This window comes from Streptomyces viridochromogenes DSM 40736, from assembly GCF_000158955.1.
Lineage (GTDB): Bacteria > Actinomycetota > Actinomycetes > Streptomycetales > Streptomycetaceae > Streptomyces > Streptomyces venetus.
In genome coordinates, this window is record NZ_GG657757.1 from 7,325,804 (window position 1) to 7,348,168 (window position 22,365).

Genomic DNA, 22,365 nt, shown 5'->3' on the forward strand with positions numbered 1-22,365 from the left:
GATGCATGCGCCCGTAGAGGTTTGGCGAACACTCTTGCGGCCACACGGAGGGGGAGGTGGCCATGTCGAACACAAAGAACACGCAAGAGTCACAAGGTTCACAGGAAGAGCAGGACTCACAGAAGTCGCGCACATCGACCGGTCGGCACAAGGCCGAAGACCGGCCGAGCCCGATGGACGTGCTGCGCCAGGCTCGCGGGCAGCTCGCGGAGCTCACCGGTATGGAAGCCGAGTCCGTGTCGTCCTTCGAGCAGACGGAGGAGGGCTGGCAGCTGGAGGTCGAGGTCCTCGAACTCGAGCGCGTGCCCGACACGATGAGCCTGATGGCGAGCTACCAGGTGGAGCTCGACTCCCAGGGGCAGCTCACCGGCTACCGGCGCGTCCGTCGCTACGAGCGTGGCCGGTCCGACGCGCGCAGGCCCGGCGGCCGCTAGGCCGCCCGATCGAACCCACACCCCTAGAGAAGGAGGAGTATCCGGCATGACTGTCGTACCGGCACAGCAGACCGGCGGCGGAGGCGGCAGCAGCGGTCTCTACGACGTGCTCGAACTGGTTCTGGACAGGGGGCTCGTGATCGACGCTTTCGTCCGGGTGTCCCTGGTCGGCATCGAGATCCTCAAGATCGACGTACGTGTTGTCGTCGCCAGCGTCGACACCTACCTGCGCTTCGCCGAGGCGTGCAACCGGCTCGACCTGGAGGCCGGTCCGCGCAAGGACCCCGGCCTGCCCGACCTGGTCGGCGAGATGACCGAGTCCGGCGCCCGCGGCAAGTCCAAGGGGGCGCTGTCCGGCGCCGCCGAGACCATCTCCGACGCCTTCAAGCAGGCGCGTGAGGAAGGCTCCGAGCGCCAGGGCGAGTCCCGCCCGCGCGCCCGTAAGAGCACCTCGTCCCGCCGGAAGGAGGAGCAGGAGTGAGCACCTACGTCTACGGCATCGCGGCGAGTACGCACCCCTCCCTCCCCGAGGGAATGGGCGGCGTCGGCGACCCGCCCCGCCCGGTGCGCATCCTGCGGGAGGGCGATCTGGCGGCCGTCGTCAGCGACGCGCCCGAAGGGCTGCGGCCCAAGCGCAGGGACCTGCTCGCCCACCAGAACGTGCTCAGCGAGGCGGGCGCGGCCGCCTGCGTGCTGCCCATGCGGTTCGGCAGCGTCGCCCCGGACGACAACTCGATCACCGGCGTGCTCGCCGAACGGGCCGAGCACTATAAGGAGCGCCTGCGGGCCCTGGACGGCCGGGTCGAGTACAACGTGAAGGCCAACCACGTGGAAGAGGCCGTCCTGCACCAGGTGATGGCCGAGAGCCCGGACATTCGCGGTCTCGCGGAGGCCAACCGGCAGTCCGGCGGCGGCAGTTACGACGACAAGATCCGGCTCGGCGAGCTGGTGGCGGCCGCGGTCAAGGCCAAGGAGGCCGACGACGCCGCCGCACTCCAGAGCGTCCTGGAGCCCGTCGCCGAGGACGTGAGCGTGGGCCCCGAGTCCACCGGCTGGCTGGCCAACGTGTCGTTCCTGGTGGACCGGGAGTCGGCCGAGCACTTCCTGGCCGCGGTGGAGCAGGCCCGCAAGGACATGCCGCACCTGGAGGTGCGGATCAACGGCCCGCTGCCGCCGTACAGCTTCGTCGAGTCCGGGCCGGCCGAGCCGGCGGGCACAGCGGCGAGTGGCACCGACACCGGAGCGGGGTGACGACATGGGCCTGATCTCCGAGGTGCTGCTGCTGCCGCTCGCACCGGTGCGCGGCAGCGCCTGGGCCATCAAACAGGTACTCCAGGAGGCCGAGCGGATCTACTACGACCCCGCCACGGTCCGGGCCGAACTGTCCCGTTTGGAGGAGCAGTTGGAGGCCGGGGAGATCACGGAGGAGGAGTTCGACCGCCTCGAGGACGAACTCCTCGACCGGTTGGAGACCGCTACGCGCAATAGCGCGGGAACAGGCCAACAAGGGACGGCACAATGAACCGAACGGGACTGGGCCTCGCGGTGGGGGCCGGCTACCTCCTGGGGCGCACCAAGAAGCTGAAGATGGCGATCGCCGTCGGCGGCTTGGTCGCCGGGAAGAAGCTGAACCTGAGTCCGCGCATGGTCGCGGAGCTGCTCCAGCAGCAACTGCGGAACAACCCGCAGTTCAAGGAGATAGGGGAGCAACTGCGCGGGGACCTGCGCGGGGTGGGCAAGGCGGCCTCCGGCGCCATGGTCGAGCGGCAGCTCGACTCGCTCGCCGACCGGCTGCACGGCCGCACGGCCCAGATGCGCGACGAGCTGACGGGCGCGGTGCCCGGCGGACGCGACGAGGACGCCGAAGAGGCCGAGTACGACGAGGACGAGGAGCCGGAGGAGCCGGAGGACTCCGCTCCCGAGGAGGACGAGGAGCCGGAACCGGCGGCGAAGAAGGCACCTGCCAAGAAGGCGCCTGCGAAGAAGACCGCCAAGAAGGCCCCCGCGAAGAAGGCACCCGCCAAGAAGGCCCCAGCCAAGAAGACGGCGGGCCGGAAGGCGCCGGCGAAGAAGACCACGGCCGCGAAGAAGGCGACCGCCGGCGGCCGGGGCGGCAGTGCGCGGTCCCGACTGCCGAAGGGAGGCGGTGAGGGATGAGCGACACTCTCGGCTCTGCGAAGTCCGCCGCTGACGGAGCGACGAAGAACCCACTCACGGACCTGGCCCACAGCGAGGCCGCCGACCGGCTCAAGGCCGAGTTGCAGGAGTACCTCGCCGCCCAGGCCACCCGCATGCTGACCGGCGTCGGCCGCAAGCTCGGCGAGACCACCGGCAAGCTGAACGACATCGCCGAGGGCAACAGCCCCGGCTTCGCCAAACTCGCCCTCGACGGCGGCCGCAAGCTCGCCGAGGGCAAGGGACCGCTGCGCGCCGCGCTGGAGACCGGCGGCTCAAGCGTCAAGGACAAGGTCACTGGTGCACTGAAGAACCTGGGTGGCGGCGGCAAGGGCAAGGGCAAGGGCCGTTCCGGCAACAAGCCCACCGTCATCATCGAGCACATCGACGTCGGTGTGCCGCTGCGCACCGCCTACGACCAGTGGACGCAGTACCAGGACTTCAGCACCTTCGCGAAGGGTGTCAAGAGCGCGAGTCGCGACGACGACACCCACTCGGACTGGCAGGCGAAGGTCTGGTGGTCCAACCGCAGCTGGAAGGCGAAGACGACCGAGCAGATCCCCGACGACCGCATCGCCTGGACGTCCGAGGGGGCCAAGGGCACCACGAAGGGCGTCGTCTCCTTCCATCGGCTCACCGACAACCTGACCCGTGTGCTGCTGGTCATCGAGTACTACCCCTCCGGCTTCTTCGAGAAGACCGGCAACATATGGCGCGCCCAGGGCCGGCGTACCCGGCTCGACCTGAAGAACTTCGTCCGCTTCATCACGATCAAGGGCGAGGCGGAGGACGGCTGGCGCGGCGAGATCCGCGACGGCGACGTCGTCCGCAGCCATGAGGACGCGCTCGCCGAGGAGGAGTCCGAGGAGGAGGGCACCGAGGAGGAGCCCGAGGACGAGTACGAGGAAGAGGAAGAAGAGGAGGGTGAAGAGGAACCCGAGGGCGAGTACGAGGACGACGCCGAGGCCGAGTACGACGAGGAGGCCGAAGGCGAGGAGGAGCCCGAGGGTGAGCCGGAGGAGGAGTACGAGGAGGACGAGTACGAAGACGAGGACGTGGAGGCAGGGAGCCGGCGATGACGACGCCCAGCAGGATGCCCGAGCCCTACGGCCAGGGGAGCAGCGCCAACCTGGCGGACATCCTGGAACGGGTCCTGGACAAGGGCATCGTCATCGCGGGCGACATCAAGATCAACCTGCTGGACATCGAACTCCTCACCATCAAGCTGCGTTTGGTCGTCGCCTCCGTGGACAAGGCGAAGGAGATGGGAATCGACTGGTGGGAAAGCGACCCGGCGCTGTCCTCGCGGGCCCGGCGTGATGAACTGACCCGTGAGAACGCCGAGTTGCGCGAGAGGCTGGCCCGGCTGGAGGAACTGGAGACCGGCCGCGCGGAGAAGAAGGAGGCACCGTGACCGGTCTGCGGTACGTCTACGCCGTCTGCCGCCCCTTCGGCACACCGCTCCAGTCCCAGCTGAAGGGGGTGGCGGGTGATCCGCCCAGAGGGCTGACCCACCACGGCCTCGTCGCCGTGGTGAGCCACGTGCCGGAGCGGGACTTCGCGGAGGAACCGCTCCACCGGCATCTGGAGGATCTGGACTGGCTCACCGAGACCGCCCGCGCCCACCAGGGCGTGATCGACGCGCTGACGACCGTCACGACGCCGCTGCCGCTCCGGCTGGGCACCGTCTTCCGGGACGACAGCGGCGTACGGACGATGCTGGAGGCCCGCGAGGAGGACTTCCGGCGCACCCTCGACCGGCTGGAGGGCCGGGTCGAGTGGGGTGTCAAGGTGTACGCCGAGTCCGAGCCGAAGAAGGCCGCCCAGCCGGCGCAGAAGGCGGCCTCGGGCCGGGACTACCTTCGCCAGCGGCGTGCTCAGACCCGGTCGCACGAGGAAATGTGGCAAAAGGCCGAGAGTTTCTCGACCCACCTGCACGAGCAGCTTTCCGCATTCGCGGAGGATGCACGGCTGCACCCGCCGCAGAATCCCGCCCTTTCCAAGGCCACCGGGCGGAACGTATTGAACGCGGCATATCTCGTGCCGCGGGCGCATTCCGAGGAATTCGTGGAACTGGTGGACCGTACCAAGGGTGAACTGCCGGGAATGCGCATAGAACTCACCGGCCCCTGGGCGGCCTATTCGTTCGCCGGGGAGGCCACATGACCGGCGGGGAGAAGCCGTGACAGTAGTGGAACGCCGTGAGGTCGCGCTCGTGGACCTGCTCGACCGGCTGCTCGCCGGCGGTGTCGTGATCACGGGGGACATCACCCTGCGCATCGCCGACGTCGATCTCGTCCGTATCGACCTCAACGCGCTCATCAGCTCGGTGAACGCCCAGGTGCCCTCCCCGTTCGAGGAGTTGCTGTGACGTCGTCCGACAGCCCCGACAAGCGCCCCGGGCAGCATCGGAACAGGCTGAACCTGGAGCCCGACACCGTCGAGCGTGACCTGCTCAAACTCGTGCTGACGGTGGTGGAGCTGCTGCGCCAGCTCATGGAGCGCCAGGCGCTGCGCCGGTTCGACGTGGGGGACCTGAGCGAGGAGCAGGAGGAGCGGATCGGGCTCACGCTGATGCTGCTCGAGGAGCGGATGACGGAACTGCGCGAGCGCTACGACCTGCGGCCCGAGGACCTCAATCTGGACCTCGGGCCGCTCGGACCGCTGCTCCCCAGGGACGGGGGCTGACCCCCGTCCCCGGGGCTCACTCACCACCTGTACCACGGGGCTCACTCACCACCTGTACCAGCGGCCCCTGCCCCCGGACGCCGACGTGCCCCGCACGACGAATCCCAGCAGCCACAGCACGATAACCGCCAACGCGATCCACCAGAGCACCTTTACCGCGAATCCGGCGCCGAACAGAATCAAAGCCAGAAGCAGCACCAGCAGAATGGGAACCATAATTCGAACCTCCTGCTCTACTGGTTTCCCGTAAAACGGGGATCAGGCTTCTTTTCTGCAGAGAATTTCTCCGTGCAGCACGCTGAACCAGCCGTCCTCCCGTCGCCCCCATTCCCGCCAGGCGTCGGCCACGGCCCGGAGCCGCTCCTCGGTCGCGTGCCCGCCCAGCCGGGCCCGCTCCGCGTAGGCCGACGCCGTCGTCCGGTCGGCCCAGAGTCCGCTCCACCAGGCGCGCTCGTCCGGCGTGGCGAACGTCCACGTCGCCGAGCTCGCCGTGACGTCCGTGAATCCCGCGCGCAGCGCCCACGCCTTCAGTCGCCGCCCGGCGTCCGGCTCACCGCCGTTGGCACGGGCGACCCGGCGGTAGAGGTCCAGCCAGTCGTCGAGCCCCTCGGACTCCGGGAACCAGGTCATGGCCTCGTAGTCGGCGTCCCGCACGGCGACGAGACCCCCCGGCCGGACCACGCGCTTCATCTCGCGCAGCGCCTGCACGGGGTCGCCCACGTGCTGGAGCACCTGATGGGCGTGCACAACACAGAACGTGTCGTCCGGGTAGTCCAGGGCGTGCACGTCGGCGACCGCGAAGTCCACGTTGCCGAGCCCCTGCCCGGCCGCCGTGGCGCGCGCCTGCTCCAGGATCTCGGGCGCCCGGTCGACGCCGGTGACGTGCCCGTCGGGCACGAGCCGAGCCAGGTCGGCGGTGATGGTGGCCGGCCCGCATCCGACGTCCAGGATCCTCATGTGCGGCTTGAGGGAAGGCAGGAGGTACGCGGCCGAGTTGGCGGCGGTCCGCCAGGTGTGCGAGCGCAGCACCGACTCGTGGTGCCCGTGCGTGTAGACGGCGGTCTCCCGTGGTTCCGGCATGGCGGATCCCACCCCTTCCGTTCGGGTCGGCATGGGATCACGGTACGCAGTCAGGCCGAATAATGAGACCCGTATCCCGCGATATGGACTGACAGTGCGTCAGTCAGCGGCGGGGCATCGGCCGGTAGACGGTCAGTGCCTCCGGCAGCTTCTCCAGCGTCACCCGGCCCGCCACCTCGGTGACCTCACCGTCGTAGGCGAGGAGCGTGCCGGGCGCCACGTGGTCCAGGTGCAGTCGTCCCACGTGGACGGCGGCATGGACGGGGGAGCGGGTCAGGGGTCCGGCGAGGGCGGCGGCAAGGAGCCGCACGGCCGGCCGGCGCCCGCCGTGCGCGACCCGCACGTCGAGCTGCCCGTCCGCCAGGTCCGTCCGGCGGCCGGGTGCCAGCCCCATGCGGTGGTAGGTGCCGTTCCCGGCGAACAGCAGCCACAGGGGGCGGGTACGGCCCTGGAACTCGGCCTCCAGCGGGTGCCGGTCGGCCCGCAGCACGCGCACGGCCGCGAGCACCCCGGCGGGCCAGCCGCCGATGGCGCGGATTGCGTGACCAGGGCGCCGCACTCGGTTCCTGACCCGCGGCCCCACGGGGGCGTCCCGCGGCCCCACGGGGACATAATGCGTTTGCCGCCGCTCCCTCGCTCCCCACAGAATCGGGCCCCATGCGTAAAACTCGAAAAAAGCACATCTTGAGTACTACCTGCCCGACGGAAGGGCCCTGCTGGGCGATGTGTCCTTCCGGGTGGGGGAGGGGGCCGTGGTGGCCCTCGTGGGACCCAACGGGGCGGGGAAGACCACCCTCCTGCGCATGATCGCCGGTGAGCTCAAGCCGCACGGCGGCACCGTGACCGTGGGCGGCGGCCTCGGCGTGATGCGCCAGTTCGTCGGATCCGTACGCGACGAGACGACCGTGCGGGACCTGCTCGTGTCCGTCGCCACGCCCCGCATCCGCGAGGCTGCCCGGGCCGTCGACGCCGCCGAGCACGCCATCATGACCGTCGACGACGAGGCCGCCCAGCTGAGGTACGCCCAGGCCCTCGCCGACTGGGCGGAGGCCCGCGGCTACGAGGCGGAGACCCTGTGGGACATGTGCACCACGGCGGCCCTGGGCGTCCCGTACGACAAGGCGCAGTGGCGGCTCGTCCGCACCCTCTCCGGCGGTGAGCAGAAGCGCCTCGTCCTGGAGGCACTGCTGCGCGGCACCGACGAGGTGCTGCTGCTCGACGAGCCCGACAACTACCTGGACGTGCCCGGCAAGCGCTGGCTGGAGGAGCGGCTGAAGGAGACCCGCAAGACGGTCCTCTTCGTGTCCCACGACCGCGAGCTCCTCGCGCGCGCCGCCGAGAAGATCGTCTCCGTGGAACCCTCACCGGCAGGCGCGGACGCCTGGGTGCACGGTGGCGGATTCGCGACGTACCACGAGGCGCGCCGGCAGCGGTTCGCCCGCTTCGAGGAGCTGCGCAAGCGCTGGGACGAGAAGCACGCACAGTTGAAGAAGCTGGTGCTGACGCTCCGTCAAGCGGCCGAGAACAGCCACGACATGGCCTCCCGTTACCGCGCCGCCCAGACCAGGCTCCGCAAGTTCGAGGAGGCCGGCCCGCCCCCGGAGCCGCCCCGTGAGCAGGACATCAGGATGCGGCTCAAGGGCGGCCGCACCGGCATCCGGGCCATCACCTGCGAGGGCCTGGAGCTGACCGGCCTGATGAAGCCCTTCGACCTGGAGGTCTTCTACGGCGAACGTGTCGCCGTCCTCGGCTCCAACGGCTCCGGCAAGTCCCACTTCCTGCGCCTGCTCGCCGGCGACGACGTGGCGCACACGGGCGGCTGGAAGCTGGGCGCCCGGGTCGTCCCCGGCCACTTCGCGCAGACCCACGCGCACCCGGAGCTGCGGGGCCGCACCCTCCTCGACATCCTGTGGAAGGAGCACGCCCAGGACCGGGGCGCCGCCATGTCCCGGCTGCGCCGCTACGAGCTGACGAACCAGGCCGAGCAGACTTTCGAACGCCTGTCCGGTGGCCAGCAGGCCCGGTTCCAGATCCTCCTCCTGGAGCTGGAGGGCGCGACGGCCCTGCTGCTCGACGAGCCGACCGACAACCTGGACCTGGAGTCTGCCGAGGCGCTCCAGGAAGGCCTGGAGGCCTTCGAGGGCACGGTCCTCGCGGTCACCCACGACCGCTGGTTCGCCCGCTCCTTCGACCGCTACCTGGTCTTCGGCAGCGACGGCCGAGTCCGCGAGACCCCGACCCCGGTCTGGGACGAACGCCGCGTGGAACGAGCCCGCTAGGGGGCCGCGCCCCTGGGGGCGCGGCCCCCAGGGGCGCGGGGAACTGTGCGACCAGCCAAAAGGCACCCGCACACGCGATGTGTGAAGCACCCTTACGGCGGCTGGGCGCACAACATTCCCCGCTCACTTCCAACGAAGCAACGCCCCGAGACCCCCCACAGGCACCTCCTCCTGGGAAACCGCCAGCGCAGGCGCGTCAGTAGCCACCGCCGACCGGATCAACGCATCATCCGCCCGGGCCGACCACGAGTTCTGCTCGCCCAGCACCTTCAGATCCGTACGCCGCACCGCGACCTGGTCCGGATCCTCACCGATCCACACCTCGCGGTGCGCGTCCGGCCCGTCCAGCCTGATCAGCAGCTCGTCGATGCGGTGCTCACGAGCCGCCTCGATCAGCGCGGGCACGCCCTCCACGGCGCCGGCCCGGCCCTCCTCGTCGGAGTGCCGTGCGGCCCTGAACCGGTCCAGCTCCGCCTCGGCCCGGCGCCCCACGTGCTCGGCACGGGCCCGCTCCACGTCCTCGTCGAGGAGCCGGCTGCCGCTGCCGTGCGGCGCCTCGACGACGAGGTCGTGCAGTCGCTTGGGCAGCCGCTCGTGCACGGACCGCCGCTCACGTTCGTCACCGACGAGAATCAGCAGGTCGGCCCGTGTCTCCTCCTGGCACACGGCGAGCGCGTCGGCGATCTCCGCGGCGTTGTGCTCCCAGGTGTTCTCCACCCGAAGCTGGAAGTGCCGCTCGGACCAGTCCGCGGAGCTCGTCCGGTGCACCGGCCACTGCCGGCCGGTGACGCTCCCGGAGTCCTCCCGGCCCAGCGCGCTGCGCAGCTCGAAGTCCGCGCCCTTGCGGTCGACGTACGCCACCACGCACACCGGGTCCTCGCCCGCCAGCTCCAGCAGCGGCGTGACCCGCGGCAGCGGCGCCCATTCGGCCCAGTCGCCGCCCTGCGGGGGACGGGTCAGCGAGGGGTCGAGAACCACCTCGCCGGCACGGGCGAACAGGGCCCGGCCGTGTGGTTCGGATGAGTGTGCCAGGTCTTCGATCGCGCTCTGCACGGCCCGGCAGGTCGCCTCGTCCGCGCCCTGCGCGGCCAGCTCCCTGGCCATCGCCTGCGCCGTCAGGCGCCGCTCGTGGGGGGTGTCCTCCGTATGCCGGGAGGTGTCGACGTACACGGAGGCCCAGGGGCCGGAGTGTTCGTAGAGTGGGTGCAGAAAAGCGAGATCCATGGCTCCCTCCCGGATGCCGCTCGGGGGTAGTGCTCAGTTGCTCCCCGGGCGGGTACCCGGACCGCATGAACGAACACGAGGAGCGGGGCGACACCATGACCGGAGTGGACCCTGACCGGCTGGACGACCAGCAGCTCATGAAAGAGCTCGAGAACATCCACCGCACGCGCCACGACACGCTGCTCTACGGTTCGAACGACGCGCTGCGCGCCCACAACGAGCGCATGGCCCAGCTCGAGGGCGAGTACCTGCGCCGCAACCCGAGCCGCCCGGTAGCCGCGGGCCGCACACGCGAAGGGGCCCGGGAGCGGGGGAGCGGGGAGTCGGCGACTCCCACCGCCCCCAGCACCTGAGCCCCTCGGAGGAAGGAAACCGGATCACGGCGAACCGGGTCACGGCGGACCGGTCACGGCGAACCGGAACGGACCGGACCGGACCGGACTGGACCGGACCGGACCGGAACGAGCCCGGCCCGGCCCCCGCTCAGTGCCGCACCGGCCCTCGTCCCCAGTGCCGATGCGCCGCGACGGCGCCCACGAACGCGTCCAGGAACTCCTCGCTCGCCGGACCCGGCGAGGTGTCCGTGACCACGCCCTGGTCGGTGACCACGCGGTGGAACTCCGTCGACAGCCGCAGGCCCTCCGGCTCCAGAGCCGACAGGATGCCCACCCCCGAGCCCAGCGCGCCGACCGGCTTGCCGTGCCGGTAGGCGTCCCGCACGAACCGCACCGCGTCCGGGTCGGCCACGGTCGGCGGGGTACCGACGGGCCCGCCGGGCAGCAGCACCGCGTCGTACAGCACGGACGCCACGGTCGGCAGCGCACGGTCGACCGCGTACGTCTCACCGTCGGCCCCGGTGATCGTCCCGTCCGTGGCGGCCAGCGCCTCGACGACCGCCCCCTCGGCGGCCAGCCGCTCCCGCACGGACGTGATCTGCTCCGCGTCCACGCCGTCCGTGACGAGCACCGCGATCTGCCGGGTCCGGATCGAACCGTCGCCGCGCAGTGACTCCAGGCTGAGGGCGGGGGAGGACTGCTTGGACGCGGCCTCGGCGGCCTGCGGCTCCGGCACCCCGATGCCCCGGGCCACCTGCGCGGCCAGGTCCCCGTCGACCTTGGCCAGGTGCTCGACCGTACGCGTCCGCACGGTCCTCGCGCCGACCTTGCCGAGCTCGAACCGGAACGCCTCCACGATGTGCTGCTTCTCCCAGTCCGCCATGCTGTTCCAGAACAGCGCCGTCTGGCTGTAGTGGTCCTGGAAGCTGGGGCTGCGGCGCCGGATCTTGTGGCCGTCCACCCGTTCGGCGTAATGCGTGTAGGCGCCCGAGCCGGCGCCCGCGTGGGCCGGGCAGCCACCGCCGAGCGAGTTCGGGAAGTAGTTCGTGCCGGAGTGGATGGCGCTCTGGTGATAGCCGTCGCGCTGGTTGTTGCGCACCGGCGCGACCGGCCGGTTCACCGGCAGCTGCGAGAAGTTGGGCCCGCCGAGCCGGATCAGCTGGGTGTCCAGGTAGGAGAAGTTCCGTGCCTGGAGCAGCGGGTCGTTGGTGAAGTCGATACCGGGCACGACGTTCGCCGTGTGGAACGCGACCTGCTCGGTCTCCGCGAAGAAGTTCTCCGGGTTGCGGTCCAGCACCATCCGGCCGATCGGCCGTACCGGCACCTGCTCCTCCGGGATGATCTTCGTCGCGTCGAGCAGATCGAAGTCGAACGCGAACTCGTCCTCCTCCGGCACGAGTTGTACGCCCAGCTCCCACTCGGGATACTCACCCGCCGCGATCGCGTCCCACAGGTCACGCCGGTTGAAGTCCGGGTCCCGGCCCTGGCACTCCTGGGCCTCGTCCCACACCAGCGAGTGCACGCCCAGCTTCGGCTTCCAGTGGAACTTCACGAACGTGCCGCGCCCCTCGGCGTTCACGAACCGGAACGTGTGCACGCCGAAGCCCTGCATCATGCGGTAGCTGCGCGGGATCGCCCGGTCCGACATCAGCCAGGTGATCGCGTGCAGCGTCTCGGGCTGGAGCGAGACGAAGTCCCACAGGGAGTCGTGCGCGGACGCGCCCGTCGGGATGTCGTTGTGCGGCTCCGGCTTCACCGCGTGCACGAAGTCAGGGAACTTGATGCCGTCCTGGATGAAGAAGACCGGGAAGTTGTTCCCGACCAGGTCGTAATTGCCCTCCGACGTATAGAACTTGGTCGCGAAGCCGCGCACGTCCCGCACGGTGTCCGCCGAGCCCTTCGGGCCCTGCACGGTCGAGAACCGCACGAACACCGGCGTGCGCACCGACGGGTCCTGGAGGAACGCCGCGCGGGTGAACTCCGCGCAGGACTCGTACGGTTCGAACCAGCCGTACGCGCCCGCGCCCCGCGCGTGCACCACCCGCTCCGGGATCCGCTCGTGGTCGAAACGGGTGAGTTTCTCCCGGAAGTGGAAGTCCTCCATCAGCGTCGGGCCGCGCTCCCCGGCGGCCAGGGAGTCGTCGGTGTGATCGACCTCGACCCCCTGGTCGGTGGTGAGCGGCCCGCCGGCCGGGTCATCCGCCCGGGACGCCTCGCGCTGCTCCTGCTTGCGGTCGGCGGGCAACGCCATCAGGCGGCCTCCTCGGCGAAGACGTCGAGGAAGGTCTCGCAGAACGCCTTCAGGTCGTCGGGCTTGCGGCTGGTCACCAGCTTGCCGGCCCCGTGGTCACAGACCTTGACCTGCTTGTCGACCCAGGTGCCGCCCGCGTTGCGGATGTCGGTCTGCAAGCTCGGCCAGGAGGTCAGCTCCCGGCCGCGTACGACGTCGGCCTCGACCAGCGTCCACGGCGCGTGGCAGATCGCGGCCACCGGGCGGCCCTGCTCGAAGAAGTCCCGGACGAACGCGACGGCCTTGTCGTCCATCCGCAGGAAGTCCGGGTTGGCCACACCGCCCGGCAGCACCAGGGCCCCGAACGAATCCGGCGTGGTCTTGCCCACGACCTCGTCGACGGGGAAGGTGTCCGCCTTGTCGAGGTGGTTGAAGGCCTGGATCTCGCCCTGCTGCGTCGACACCAGCACGGGCTCGTGGCCGGCGTCCTTCGCCGCCTGCCACGGATCGGTCAGCTCGACCTGCTCGACGCCCTCGGGCGCGACCAGAAACGCGATACGCATGATGCTCAACGTCCTTTCTTGCTGCTCTTGCTGCTCTTGCTGCTCTTGCTGTTCTTGCGGCCGGCACGCACGCACCGCAGCAACTCCTCGCCGTACGGAAGCAGCACGCAGGTGCCGATGGCGGCGGCGATGCCCGCCAGGTAGCCGGGCGACAGCGGCCTCCGGCGCGGCACCAGACGCCACGCGTCCGGATCACCCGCGCCGCCGCGCAGCAGCGACTTCACCTGGTCGGCGTGCAGACACATCAGGGCGGCCAGCGCCCCGAACGGCAGCGACTCCAGAAAACTGTGGATGTGCTGCTCGATCGGCTTGACCTCCCGCTCGCTCCGCACGGCCGTGCGCACGTCCCACAGCGCCGTCGCCTCGTGCACCGCGGCCCCGCCCAACTGCACGGTCAGCAGCAGCGGGTTCACCTCGTAGCGCAGCGTCAGGGCGATCGGGATGCCGACCTCGGCCATCATCAGCGAGTGGATCAGCGACTCCTTGGTGCCCGCCGTCTCCTCGATACGGGTCCGCCGGTGCATCACCCAGTCGGCCACACCGGGGACGAACCAGCTGGGCAGCAGCCCGTACAGCAGATAGCGGGTCGTGGCGTCACCTACGTCCACTGTGACGCCGGTGGCACTGATCCGCTTCGCCTGGTCCGTGCTCATGCACCACCCCGGGCATCCGGATCGGCGCGGCTGATGTCGGCGAGCGCCGACGCGGGATCCTCGGCCTCGGCCACATCGCCGAGGCTCACGATCCCGACGGGCAGCCCGTTCTCCACCACCGGCAGCCGGCGTACCGCGTGCTCACGCATCAGCGTGACGGCGGTCGTCACCCGGTCCTCCGGCGTCACCGTCACCGGATCCGGCGTGCACACGGTCTGCACGCTCACCGTCATCGGATCGGCGCCGTCGGCCACGGCCCGCACCGTGATGTCACGGTCGGTGAGCACACCGATCACGTCCTGCCCCTCGGCGACCACCACGTCGCCGATGTTCTGCGTGCGCATCAACAGGGCCGCCTCGACGAGCGAGGCGTCCGGGCGCACGGCGACCACACCCGGCGTCATCACGTCCTTCACCAACTCGGCCTTCACTGTGCCCTCCCTCCGTTCCCTGGCGGGCGGGGGCACCGGGGCCGGCACGACGCCGGACCCGGTGCGCCCCGGCGCCGTCCCTACGCGTACTCCTCCGGTCCGGTCTCCCTGGCCCGGATCAGGGCCTCGGCCAGCTCCTGCACATTGCCGTAGCGCTCCTGGTGCGGCAGCCGCTCCACGGCCTCGACGAGGACGTCGGGTGCCTGGTGCCCGCGCAGCTCGCGGGTCAGCTCACGGGCGTTCGCGGGGAACGCCCTGCGGCCCAGGATCCGGGCCAGCTCCAGCCGCACCGACTCCAGGGACGTCGACGCACGGCCCGGCGCCACCGGCCCGTACGCGACCTCGGGGTCGTCATCGGCGGCCGGCTCGGGGTCGTGCCACTCCTCACTGCGCGTGGGGTGCCCGGACCTGAGCAGACCCTGCAGTTCGTGTTTCATCTCGTCGTCACGGTGGACGCTCAGCCGGTCGCTGCCTCGCTGCATGTCTCCCTCCAGACGTTCGGGGGCCCGCACCGCGTACCCGAACACCACGGGCCGACACAGGCGCGGCGCACCGGATCACCGCCGTCGCATTGGTTTGCGCCACGGCCTGCGGGAGACCCGGGTCACACCCCCCACACATCCCTGGGGAAGGACACGCCATGGCGATGCTCGCTGTGCTCATTCCGCTGCTCATGCTCGGAGCGGTGCTGGTGCTGGGCCGGTACGAGGAACTGCTGCTGCCGCAGGAGGACGCCGGCCGGCGCGAACCGGCCGACGTGAACCCCGCCGCCGCGGCTACTTCTTCTCCCGCCCCGGCAGGAACTCCTGCACCTTTGCCTTGAAGCCCTGCTTGACCATCGATCCGCGGTCCGCGTCGCCCTTCAGGACCGACGCGGCGGCCGCCTCCATCTGGTCCCAGGTGGCGTGCGGCGGGATCGGTGGGACAGCCGGGTCGGTCAGGAACTCGACCACCGCGGGAGCGTCCGCCTCCAGCGCGGCACGCCAGGCCGCCTCGACGTCCTCCGGCTTCTCCACCCGGATGCCGGTCAGCCCCAGAGAGCGCGCGAACGCCGCGTACTGCACGTCCGGAAGCTCCTGCGAGGGCAGGAACGACGGCGCGCCCTCCATGGCCCGCATCTCCCACGTGACCTGATTCAGATCGTGGTTGTTCCACACCGCGATCACCAGCCGCGGGTCGTCCCACAGGTGGCGGTACTTCGCCGCCGTGATCAGCTCCGCCATCCCGTTCATCTGCATCGCCCCGTCCCCGACCAGAGCGATCGCGGGCCGGTCCGGGTGCGCGAACTTCGCGCCGATCACGTACGGCACCCCGCAGCCCATCGTCGCCAGCGTGCCGGAGAGCGAGCCGCGCATGCCCGGCCGCATGGTCAGGTGCCGCGCGTACCAGTTCGCCGTCGAACCCGAGTCGGACGTGACGATCGCGTTGTCCGGCAACAGCGGATCCAGGGCGCGGGCCACGTACTCCGGGTTGATCGGATCGGCGTCCAGTCCCGCCCGGCGCTCCATGACGTCACGCCAGCGCCTCACGTTGGCGCACACCGTGTCGTACCACTCGCGCCCGCGTCCGCCCTCGATCAGCGGGATCAGCCGCTCCAGCGTGGCCTTCGCGTCACCGACGAGGTTCACCTCGTACGGGTAGCGCATCCCGATCATGTGCGGATCGATGTCGATCTGCACGCCCCGCGCCTTGCCGAACTCCGGCAGGAACTGGCTGTACGGGAAGGACGAGCCGATGGTCAGCAGCGTGTCGCAGTCCCGCATCAGCTCGTACGACGGGCGGGTGCCCAGCAGGCCGATCGAGCCGGTGACGTACGGCAGTTCGTCGCTCAGGACGTCCTTGCCGAGCAGCGCCTTGGCGACGCCCGCGCCGAGCAGTTCGGCGATCCGCTCCACCTCGGCCCGCGCACCGGCCGCGCCCTGGCCGACCAGGATCCCCACCTTGTCACCGGAGTTGAGGATCTCCGCCGCCCGCCGCACCGAGTCGTCGGACGGAATCGCCGTCCACGAACTGCGGTCCAGGCTGGAGGGCACCATCTTGAACTCGTGCGTCGGCGGCGAGTAGTCGAGCTCCTGCACGTCGGCGGGAATGATGATCGCGGTCGGGCAGCGCCGCGCGTACGCCGTGCGGATCGCGCGGTCCAGCACGTTCGGCAGCTGCTCCGGCACCGTCACCGTCTCCACGAACTCCGAGGCGACGTCCTTGTACAGCGTGTGCAGGTCCACTTCCTGCTGGTACGACCCGCCCATCGCGGTGCGGTGCGTCTGGCCGACGATCGCCAGCACCGGCACATGGTCCAGCTTGGCGTCGTACAGGCCGTTCAGCAGATGGATCGCCCCCGGTCCCGACGTCGCGGCGCACACCCCGAGGCGGCCGCTGAACTTGGCGTAGCCGACCGCCTGGAACGCGGACATCTCCTCGTGCCGCGACTGCACGAAACGCGGTTCGTTCTCGGCCCGGCCCCAGGCGGCGAGCAGGCCGTTGATGCCGTCGCCCGGGTAGCCGAAGACCTGCTCCACCCCCCACTCGCGCAGCCTCTGCAGGACATGGTCGGCGACCTTGGTGCTCATGTACGACCTCCCGGACGTATGGGGGCAGAGCCAGCAGTCCGAGTCACCCTGCGCGACGGCAGAAAACCTCTCCGGGTTTGCGGGTGGGGGCCGGGGGCAGGCGCACCTGAGTGCTTCGGACAGGAGGCACGTCCGTGGGAGTGGCGCCGCAGAGCCACCGCCGGCGCCTCTGTCCCACAGCTCGCGCTCCCACGGTGACCGTCGAACCCAAAGCACCATGCAAGGGAATTGCGACGCATCATGGCGACCCACACCAGGACGAAGCGGCACCCCCACGACGACGCCCCCGACACGGCCGACGCCTTCCGCAGGCTGGCCACCCTTCCCGCCGGACCCGAGCGCGACGCACTCCGTGACGAGATCGTCGAGGCGTGGCTGCCGATGGCCGACCGTCTCGCCGGACGCTTCCGCAGCCGCGGCGAGAGCTTCGAGGACCTGCGCCAGGTCGCGGCCCTCGGCCTGGTCAAGGCCGTCGACCGGTACGACCCCGAGCTCGGCAACGCCTTCGAGAGCTACGCGGTGCCGACCGTCACCGGCGAGATCAAACGGCACTTCCGCGACCACATGTGGACCCTGCACGTTCCCCGCCGGGTTCAGGACCTGCGCAATCGTGTGCGCGTCGCCTCCCAGGACCTGTCCCAGACCATCTCCGGACGCCGGCCCACGATCGCCGAGATCGCCGAGCACGCGAAGATGAGCGAGGACGACGTCAAGGCCGGTCTGGAGGCGCTGGAGAGCTTCACCGCCCTGTCGCTGGACGCGGAGCTGCCCGGCAGCGAGGACGGGTACTCCCTGAGTGACGCGCTGGGATCCGTGGACCCGGCGCTGGACACGGTCGTGGACCGCGAGTCCGTGAAGGCCCGGCTGGCGGCGCTGCCGGAGCGCGAGCGGGCGATCCTGTACATGCGGTTCTTCGGTGACATGACACAGAGCCGGATCGCCGAGGAGCTGGGGATCTCGCAGATGCACGTGTCCCGGTTGATCAGCCGGTCCTGCGGTCGAGTGCGGGAGCAGGTCATGCGGGATGTCGCGTAGCGCCGTGGGATCGATGCCGGGTGGCGGGCGCGGGCCGGATGTGGCTGGTCGCGCCCACGCGGCGGAGCCGCCTGTCGATACAGCCCCGCGCCTCTGAAGGCCGGTCCACTTCACTCGGTCGGCGGATGCCGTCCCGCTAATGGGGTCCGGTTTCGCGCGAGCCCGTCGTGAACGGGCTGTGATGGCAGCATGCGCCGTACCTTCCACGCACTCTCCGTCACCGTCCTGGCCGGCTCGGCCCTGATGGGGTTCGCGCCCCTCGTGGCCGCCGACCCCACCGCCGAGGTCGGTCCCGCCACCGTCGCACCCGGAGGCACGATCACCGTCTCGGTCAGCTGTGATCCGGACGGCGGACCGCCCCCCGACACGATCGACGCGACCTCGCAGGCCTTCGACGAGGGCACGGTCCCGTTGCGCAAGGTGACCGGCAACGACGACGAGGTGTCCGGACCCGCCTACCGGGGCACGGCGCACATCGCCTCCGCGGAGAGCTTCGAGGACGATCCGGACGCCCTCGGTGACGACTCGGCATGGACCGTCGACGGCACCTGCCCGGCCGCTCCCGGAGGGGAGGGCACGGAGTGGAGTGCGACGTTCACGGTGGCCCACGGCGATGACGGCGGTGACGGCGGTGACGGCGGTGACGGTCAGGGCGGCGGTGCAGGCGGTGACGGCGGTGCAGGCGGTGACGGCGGTGGCGGCAGTGCCGGCGGCGACAGCCACGACGGCGGTGGCGGCTACGAGCAGCCGCACGAGCCCACCTACGAGCCCACCCACGAGCCCTGCCCCGACGTCCCCCTCGGCACCGCCCAGGACGCACAGCGCGGCGGCACCGAGTGCGGCGGGGCTGCCGTCCAGCGCGGGGTACGCGCCGGCGACGGCGGCGCCCTCACCGACTCCGTACCCGCCCTGGTCGCGGGCGGCGTGCTGATCGCGGGCGCGTGCGCCGCCGCGGTGCACCGGCTGCGCCACCGCGAGGCCGACCCGTATCGCTGACCGCCGGCGCCGCCCGTGGCCCCGGACGGCACTCGCTTCCCCGGCCCGGCCCGCTCATGCTGTGACCGTCACGACCCGGCCGCGCACCCATGGGGCGACGGCACCCTGGGTACTCAGTGGCCGAGGGCACCAGCCGGGCGTGCGCGCCGGAGGCGACACAAGGCGGCACCAGGCACTGCGGAGGTACGGATGCGGCGGACCGACCCGGAAGGCCACGGCCCCGTCCGCTTCGGGCCGCCCCTCCCCGAGGACGGACTGCCCGTGCTCCCCGAACTGTCCGCGGTGCTCGCGGCGGCCGCCTCCCACGGCGGCCACGAGCCGGTCGGCGGCGGCCCGGTCCTGCGCGAGGCCGCCTGCGGCTACTGGGACCGGCGCGGACTGCACTGCGACCCCGACCGCGTGGCCGCCGGCCCCGGAGCCCCCGCCCTGCTGCTCGCGCTGACCGCCGCCCTCGGCGGCGACGTCCTGGTGCCGAGGCCCTGCGCCGCCTGGTGGGCGCCGTACGCCCGCCTGCTGGGACGCCCCGCCTTCCATGTGCCGACCCCGCCGGAGAGCGGCGGTGTTCCCGACCCCTACGCCCTGCTGGAGACCGTGCGCCGGGTCCGCGCCGAGGGCGGCGACCCGCGGCTGCTCGTGCTGTCAGTCGCCGACGACCCCACGGCCACCGTCGCCCCTCCCGAGCTGCTGCACGAGACCGTCGAGGCCGCCATGGGGGAGGGCCTGCACATGGTCAGCGACGAGACCTGGCGTGACACCCTGCACGACCCGCACGACCCCGTACTGCTCAGCCCCGCCGAGATGCAGCCCGACCGGGTCACCGTCGTCAGCGACCTGGCCGGTGCCCTGCTCCCGCCCGGCTGGCCGGCCGCCGTGGCCCGGTTCCCGGTCGGCGATGACGCCGGCGGCCTCCACGCGCGCGTGCTCGACGTCCTCACCGCGCTCGACGCCCGGGTCGCCGCCCCCGTCGCCGCCGCGGCCGCCTACGCCCTGGGGGAACCGGAACCCGTCACGGAGCGCGTCGCCATGGCCGTGCGCCTGCACGCGCGCATGGCCGCCGAGGCGCACTCGGCCGTGGTCGCCGCGGGCGCCCTCGCCCGGCCCCCGCAGGCCGGCCGCCACCTGTACGCCGACCTCACGCCGCTGCGCCCCGCGCTGAACGCGCACGGCGTCGGCGACGCACAGGAACTGGAGGACTTCCTCTCCGCGCGCCTCGGGATGCCGGCCCCGGGCGGCCACCGCTTCGGCGACGAGCTCGAAGCCCCACGCGTGCGGCTCTCCACCGGCGCACTGCTGGCCGGTTCCGACCCGGAACGCGCGGAATGCCTCACCTCGCCCACGCCGTTGGAACTGCCGCACGTGCAACGCGCGTTGGCCCGGCTGAAGTCGGTCTTCGACGATCTCCGCGACGACGCTCAGCGATGGGAGTCTCCTCGATGACGCAGCAGTCCGAGTCGGCCACGAGCACGACCACCCAGGAAACCGGCGACCCGGCCCTCCCGTCCCCGTACCCGCCGCTGGCCGAACCGAGACCGCTGGCCGAACACCGGGTGTGGCCGCGCACCTTCCACGACCGGCTGACCGCCCCGCTCCCCGGCCTGAAGGCCATGGCCCGCTTCGCCCGCGAAGGCGCCGTGAGGCCGGGCCCGGAAGGCCTCGCCGACATTCCGCGGCTGCCCTACGAACCGGGCCCGCTGCCCCGCGTCGACGCCCGCACGGTCGCCGTCACCTGGGCGGGACACGCCAGTTGGGTGATCCGCATCGGTGGTCTGACCGTCCTCACCGACCCGGTCTGGTCCCGCCGGATCCTCGGCACCCCGGCCCGCATCACACCCGTGGGCGTCCCCTGGGAGGCGCTGCCGCGCGTCGACGCCGTCGTCATCAGCCACAACCACTACGACCACCTGGACGCCCCCACACTGCGCCGGCTCCCGCGCGACACCCCGGTGTTCGTCCCGGCCGGTCTCGCCCGCTGGTTCCACCGCCGCCGCTTCACCCGCGTGACCGAGCTCGACTGGTGGGAGGGGGCCCGACTGGGCGGCGTCCGCTTCGACTTCGTCCCGTCCCACCACTGGTCCAAGCGCACCCTCACCGACACCTGCCGCAGCCTGTGGGGCGGCTGGGTGCTCACCGACCAGGACGGGCAGCGCGTCCACTTCGCCGGCGACACGGGCTACGGCCACTGGTTCTCCCGTATCGGCCGCCGCTACCCCGGAATCGACCTGGCACTGCTGCCCATCGGGGCCTACGACCCGCGCTGGTGGCTCCGCGACGTCCACTGCGACCCGGAGGAAGCCGTCCAAGCGGCCCAGGACCTCGGCGCCACCAGGATGGCCCCCATGCACTGGGCGACCTTCGTCCTGTCGGCGGAACCGGTCCTGGAGCCTCTCACACGGGTACAGGCAGCATGGGAAAAGGCAGGCCTGCCCCGAGAGAACCTCTGGGACATGCCGATCGGCGCTTCAAAGATCCTTTAGTGCGGCAAGGGGCGCGGGGAACTGCGCGACCAGCCCCCGGCAACCCGCACCCGGAAGACAACGCACACCCCCACGGCGTTACCGAACCCGCCGCCACACAGCCGGCACCGCACTGATCACCAGAGTCAGCCCCACCGCCGCCAGCACCCCCTCCCAGGGCTCGTCGAACAACGACCCCCCGAGAATCCCGATCAACTGATACGTCACGGCCCAGGCCAGACAGGCCGGCAGATTCCCCCGGGAGAACCGCCGCAGCGGCCACTTCGCCATCAGACACGCGAGCATCACCGGGATACGCCCCGCCGGCACCAGCCGGGACAACACCAACACGGCGACCCCGTGCGCCGCGAGCTTCTCCTGCGCCTGCGCCAGCCGGTCCTCCGGCGCCCGCGACCGGATCGCCTCCAGCCAGCGCGAGCCGTTCTTCGACCCCATGCCGCGCCGCCCCAGCCAGTACAGGGCCGCATCCCCGAGGAACGCCGCCAGCGACGCCGTCAGGAACACCATCAGCAGCGAGAAAGGCGCCGTCTGATGGATGGCGACCACGGCGGCCGAACTCACCAGCGCCCCCGTCGGGATCACCGGCACCAGCGCCCCGGCCAGCACCAGCAGGAAGAGGGTGGGATAACCGACCGCCTGCTGAGTGGACTCCGGCACGATGGACGCCGGGGTGACGGCCGACGCCGCGAGAAGGGGTCCGCCGGCCTGTGCGAAGGGCACGGTCCAGGTCACCGCGCGACCTCCAGGCGCACACTCTCCCCGTGCCCGAGCCGGTGCACCGCCACGCCGGGCGCGCGCCGGGCCGCGAGCCGTACGAACTCGTCACCCGGCGCGTGGAACTCGTGGGGGCGCACGGCGTCCATCCCGATCGGCCAGTACGTGCCGTAGTGCACCGGCACCGCACTGCGCGGCGCCAGCCGCTCCAGAGCCTGAGCCGCCCGGCCCGCGTCCAGGTGTCCCTCGCCGAGGTACGGCCCCCAGCCGCCCACCGGAAGCAGTGCCACGTCGACCGGCCCGACCTCCTCGGCCATCGAGTCGAACAGCCCGGTGTCCCCGGCGAAGTACGTCCGGGCCCTCGCCGGATATGACGTAGCCGAGCGCGGGGGAGCGGTGCGGTCCGAGCGGCAGCCGCCGCCCGTCGTGCCGCGCGGACACGGCCCGTACGACGACGTCGCCGACCGGCGTCTCGTCCCCGGGC

The 22,365-nt window shown here is 71.3% G+C and carries 27 protein-coding genes and 2 pseudogenes; 17 read left to right on the plus strand and 12 right to left on the minus strand.

Annotated features, from left to right (window positions below):
• Positions 1 to 62 precede the first annotated feature (62 nt).
• Genes SSQG_RS32060 through SSQG_RS32105 form a run of 10 tightly spaced genes read left to right on the plus strand, consistent with a single transcriptional unit; the run spans position 63 to position 5,297 of the window.
• A complete protein-coding gene (locus SSQG_RS32060) occupies positions 63 to 434 on the plus strand; it encodes a gas vesicle protein (protein WP_078507067.1) in 372 nt (123 codons plus the stop codon).
• A 46-nt stretch (positions 435 to 480) separates the two neighbouring features.
• On the plus strand, positions 481 to 915 hold the full coding sequence (locus SSQG_RS32065; protein ID WP_003994115.1) for a gas vesicle structural protein GvpA: 435 nt from the start codon (positions 481 to 483) through the stop codon (positions 913 to 915).
• Positions 912 to 1,685, plus strand: a complete 774-nt coding sequence (locus tag SSQG_RS32070) for a GvpL/GvpF family gas vesicle protein (protein ID WP_003994116.1) — start codon at positions 912 to 914, stop codon at positions 1,683 to 1,685. Before SSQG_RS32065 ends, SSQG_RS32070 begins: the two co-directional genes overlap by 4 nt.
• A gap of 4 nt (positions 1,686 to 1,689) precedes the next feature.
• Positions 1,690 to 1,956: a gas vesicle protein GvpG gene (locus tag SSQG_RS32075; RefSeq protein WP_003994117.1), complete on the plus strand. Its 267-nt coding sequence runs from the start codon at positions 1,690 to 1,692 to the stop codon at positions 1,954 to 1,956.
• Complete coding sequence (locus SSQG_RS42250; RefSeq protein ID WP_003994118.1) at positions 1,953 to 2,591, plus strand: hypothetical protein; 639 nt, start codon at positions 1,953 to 1,955, stop codon at positions 2,589 to 2,591. Before SSQG_RS32075 ends, SSQG_RS42250 begins: the two co-directional genes overlap by 4 nt.
• Positions 2,588 to 3,688, plus strand: coding sequence for an SRPBCC family protein (locus SSQG_RS32085; protein WP_003994119.1), 1,101 nt, complete (start codon positions 2,588 to 2,590; stop codon positions 3,686 to 3,688). The genes SSQG_RS42250 and SSQG_RS32085 overlap by 4 nt, the downstream gene beginning before the upstream one ends.
• Positions 3,685 to 4,023: a gas vesicle protein gene (locus SSQG_RS32090; protein ID WP_003994120.1), complete on the plus strand. Its 339-nt coding sequence runs from the start codon at positions 3,685 to 3,687 to the stop codon at positions 4,021 to 4,023. Before SSQG_RS32085 ends, SSQG_RS32090 begins: the two co-directional genes overlap by 4 nt.
• Positions 4,020 to 4,775, plus strand: coding sequence for a GvpL/GvpF family gas vesicle protein (locus SSQG_RS32095; RefSeq protein WP_003994121.1), 756 nt, complete (start codon positions 4,020 to 4,022; stop codon positions 4,773 to 4,775). Before SSQG_RS32090 ends, SSQG_RS32095 begins: the two co-directional genes overlap by 4 nt.
• 16 nt (positions 4,776 to 4,791) lie before the next feature.
• Positions 4,792 to 4,980, plus strand: a complete 189-nt coding sequence (locus SSQG_RS32100) for a gas vesicle protein (RefSeq protein ID WP_003994122.1) — start codon at positions 4,792 to 4,794, stop codon at positions 4,978 to 4,980.
• The gene (locus SSQG_RS32105) at positions 4,977 to 5,297 is read left to right on the plus strand and encodes a gas vesicle protein K (RefSeq protein WP_003994123.1); all 321 of its coding nucleotides are present in this window, start codon (positions 4,977 to 4,979) and stop codon (positions 5,295 to 5,297) included. Before SSQG_RS32100 ends, SSQG_RS32105 begins: the two co-directional genes overlap by 4 nt.
• Before the next feature lie 45 nt (positions 5,298 to 5,342).
• Here SSQG_RS32105 and SSQG_RS32110 read toward each other — a convergent pair whose 3' ends face one another.
• The 3 genes and pseudogenes from SSQG_RS32110 to SSQG_RS32120 all read right to left on the minus strand — a co-directional run.
• Entirely contained in the window at positions 5,343 to 5,513 is a 171-nt protein-coding gene (locus SSQG_RS32110) for a hypothetical protein (RefSeq protein ID WP_039934097.1), read from the minus strand.
• 42 nt (positions 5,514 to 5,555) lie between these two features.
• Positions 5,556 to 6,377: a methyltransferase domain-containing protein gene (locus SSQG_RS32115; protein ID WP_003994124.1), complete on the minus strand. Its 822-nt coding sequence runs from the start codon at positions 6,375 to 6,377 to the stop codon at positions 5,556 to 5,558.
• Positions 6,378 to 6,480: 103 nt separating this feature from the next.
• Positions 6,481 to 6,906 (minus strand): annotated as a pseudogene (locus tag SSQG_RS32120) (phosphoesterase); the annotation flags it as partial.
• 166 nt (positions 6,907 to 7,072) lie between these two features.
• Here SSQG_RS32120 and SSQG_RS32125 point away from each other — a divergent pair.
• Positions 7,073 to 8,656, plus strand: a complete 1,584-nt coding sequence (locus SSQG_RS32125; RefSeq protein ID WP_052310374.1) for an ABC-F family ATP-binding cassette domain-containing protein — start codon at positions 7,073 to 7,075, stop codon at positions 8,654 to 8,656.
• A gap of 123 nt (positions 8,657 to 8,779) precedes the next feature.
• On the opposite strand, the gene SSQG_RS32130 is transcribed toward SSQG_RS32125, so the two are convergent.
• Complete coding sequence (locus tag SSQG_RS32130; protein ID WP_003994127.1) at positions 8,780 to 9,880, minus strand: Vms1/Ankzf1 family peptidyl-tRNA hydrolase; 1,101 nt, start codon at positions 9,878 to 9,880, stop codon at positions 8,780 to 8,782.
• Positions 9,881 to 9,945: 65 nt separating this feature from the next.
• On the opposite strand from SSQG_RS32130, the gene SSQG_RS32135 reads away from it, so the two are divergent.
• Entirely contained in the window at positions 9,946 to 10,233 is a 288-nt protein-coding gene (locus tag SSQG_RS32135; protein WP_003994128.1) for a DUF6158 family protein, read from the plus strand.
• 130 nt (positions 10,234 to 10,363) lie between these two features.
• Here the strand turns inward: SSQG_RS32135 and SSQG_RS32140 are convergent, their stop codons facing one another.
• The 5 genes from SSQG_RS32140 to SSQG_RS32160 all read right to left on the minus strand — a co-directional run bounded on the left by SSQG_RS32140 (position 10,364) and on the right by SSQG_RS32160 (position 14,574).
• The gene (locus tag SSQG_RS32140) at positions 10,364 to 12,466 is read right to left on the minus strand and encodes a catalase (RefSeq protein ID WP_039934101.1); all 2,103 of its coding nucleotides are present in this window, start codon (positions 12,464 to 12,466) and stop codon (positions 10,364 to 10,366) included.
• On the minus strand, positions 12,466 to 13,008 hold the full coding sequence (locus SSQG_RS32145; protein WP_003994130.1) for a type 1 glutamine amidotransferase domain-containing protein: 543 nt from the start codon (positions 13,006 to 13,008) through the stop codon (positions 12,466 to 12,468). Before SSQG_RS32145 ends, SSQG_RS32140 begins: the two co-directional genes overlap by 1 nt.
• A 5-nt stretch (positions 13,009 to 13,013) precedes the next feature.
• The gene (locus tag SSQG_RS32150; RefSeq protein ID WP_039934102.1) at positions 13,014 to 13,661 is read right to left on the minus strand and encodes a hypothetical protein; all 648 of its coding nucleotides are present in this window, start codon (positions 13,659 to 13,661) and stop codon (positions 13,014 to 13,016) included.
• The gene (locus SSQG_RS32155) at positions 13,658 to 14,092 is read right to left on the minus strand and encodes a CBS domain-containing protein (protein ID WP_003994132.1); all 435 of its coding nucleotides are present in this window, start codon (positions 14,090 to 14,092) and stop codon (positions 13,658 to 13,660) included. The genes SSQG_RS32150 and SSQG_RS32155 overlap by 4 nt, the downstream gene beginning before the upstream one ends.
• Before the next feature lie 80 nt (positions 14,093 to 14,172).
• Positions 14,173 to 14,574 carry a DUF2795 domain-containing protein gene (locus SSQG_RS32160; RefSeq protein ID WP_003994133.1) on the minus strand — a complete coding sequence of 134 codons (402 nt, stop codon included), beginning with the start codon at positions 14,572 to 14,574 and terminating at the stop codon, positions 14,173 to 14,175.
• A 158-nt stretch (positions 14,575 to 14,732) separates the two neighbouring features.
• On the opposite strand from SSQG_RS32160, the gene SSQG_RS39945 reads away from it, so the two are divergent.
• Entirely contained in the window at positions 14,733 to 14,915 is a 183-nt protein-coding gene (locus tag SSQG_RS39945; protein WP_003994134.1) for a hypothetical protein, read from the plus strand.
• On the opposite strand, the gene SSQG_RS32165 is transcribed toward SSQG_RS39945, so the two are convergent.
• Positions 14,869 to 16,662, minus strand: a complete 1,794-nt coding sequence (locus SSQG_RS32165) for a thiamine pyrophosphate-requiring protein (protein WP_003994135.1) — start codon at positions 16,660 to 16,662, stop codon at positions 14,869 to 14,871. The two genes, SSQG_RS39945 and SSQG_RS32165, sit on opposite strands and share 47 nt — an antisense overlap.
• A 240-nt stretch (positions 16,663 to 16,902) precedes the next feature.
• Between SSQG_RS32165 and SSQG_RS32170 the strand changes: the two genes are divergently transcribed.
• The 4 genes from SSQG_RS32170 to SSQG_RS32185 all read left to right on the plus strand — a co-directional run bounded on the left by SSQG_RS32170 (position 16,903) and on the right by SSQG_RS32185 (position 21,167).
• Positions 16,903 to 17,697 carry an RNA polymerase sigma factor SigF gene (locus SSQG_RS32170; RefSeq protein WP_003994137.1) on the plus strand — a complete coding sequence of 265 codons (795 nt, stop codon included), beginning with the start codon at positions 16,903 to 16,905 and terminating at the stop codon, positions 17,695 to 17,697.
• Positions 17,698 to 17,886: 189 nt separating this feature from the next.
• The gene (locus tag SSQG_RS32175) at positions 17,887 to 18,693 is read left to right on the plus strand and encodes a hypothetical protein (RefSeq protein ID WP_003994138.1); all 807 of its coding nucleotides are present in this window, start codon (positions 17,887 to 17,889) and stop codon (positions 18,691 to 18,693) included.
• Between the two features lie 189 nt (positions 18,694 to 18,882).
• Positions 18,883 to 20,130, plus strand: a complete 1,248-nt coding sequence (locus tag SSQG_RS32180; RefSeq protein WP_039934103.1) for an aminotransferase class I/II-fold pyridoxal phosphate-dependent enzyme — start codon at positions 18,883 to 18,885, stop codon at positions 20,128 to 20,130.
• A complete protein-coding gene (locus SSQG_RS32185; protein WP_039934104.1) occupies positions 20,127 to 21,167 on the plus strand; it encodes an MBL fold metallo-hydrolase in 1,041 nt (346 codons plus the stop codon). The genes SSQG_RS32180 and SSQG_RS32185 overlap by 4 nt, the downstream gene beginning before the upstream one ends.
• Before the next feature lie 78 nt (positions 21,168 to 21,245).
• Here SSQG_RS32185 and SSQG_RS32190 read toward each other — a convergent pair whose 3' ends face one another.
• The gene (locus tag SSQG_RS32190; protein WP_425315023.1) at positions 21,246 to 21,827 is read right to left on the minus strand and encodes a DedA family protein; all 582 of its coding nucleotides are present in this window, start codon (positions 21,825 to 21,827) and stop codon (positions 21,246 to 21,248) included.
• Positions 21,828 to 21,895: 68 nt separating this feature from the next.
• Positions 21,896 to 22,365 (minus strand): annotated as a pseudogene (locus SSQG_RS32195) (MBL fold metallo-hydrolase); the annotation flags it as partial.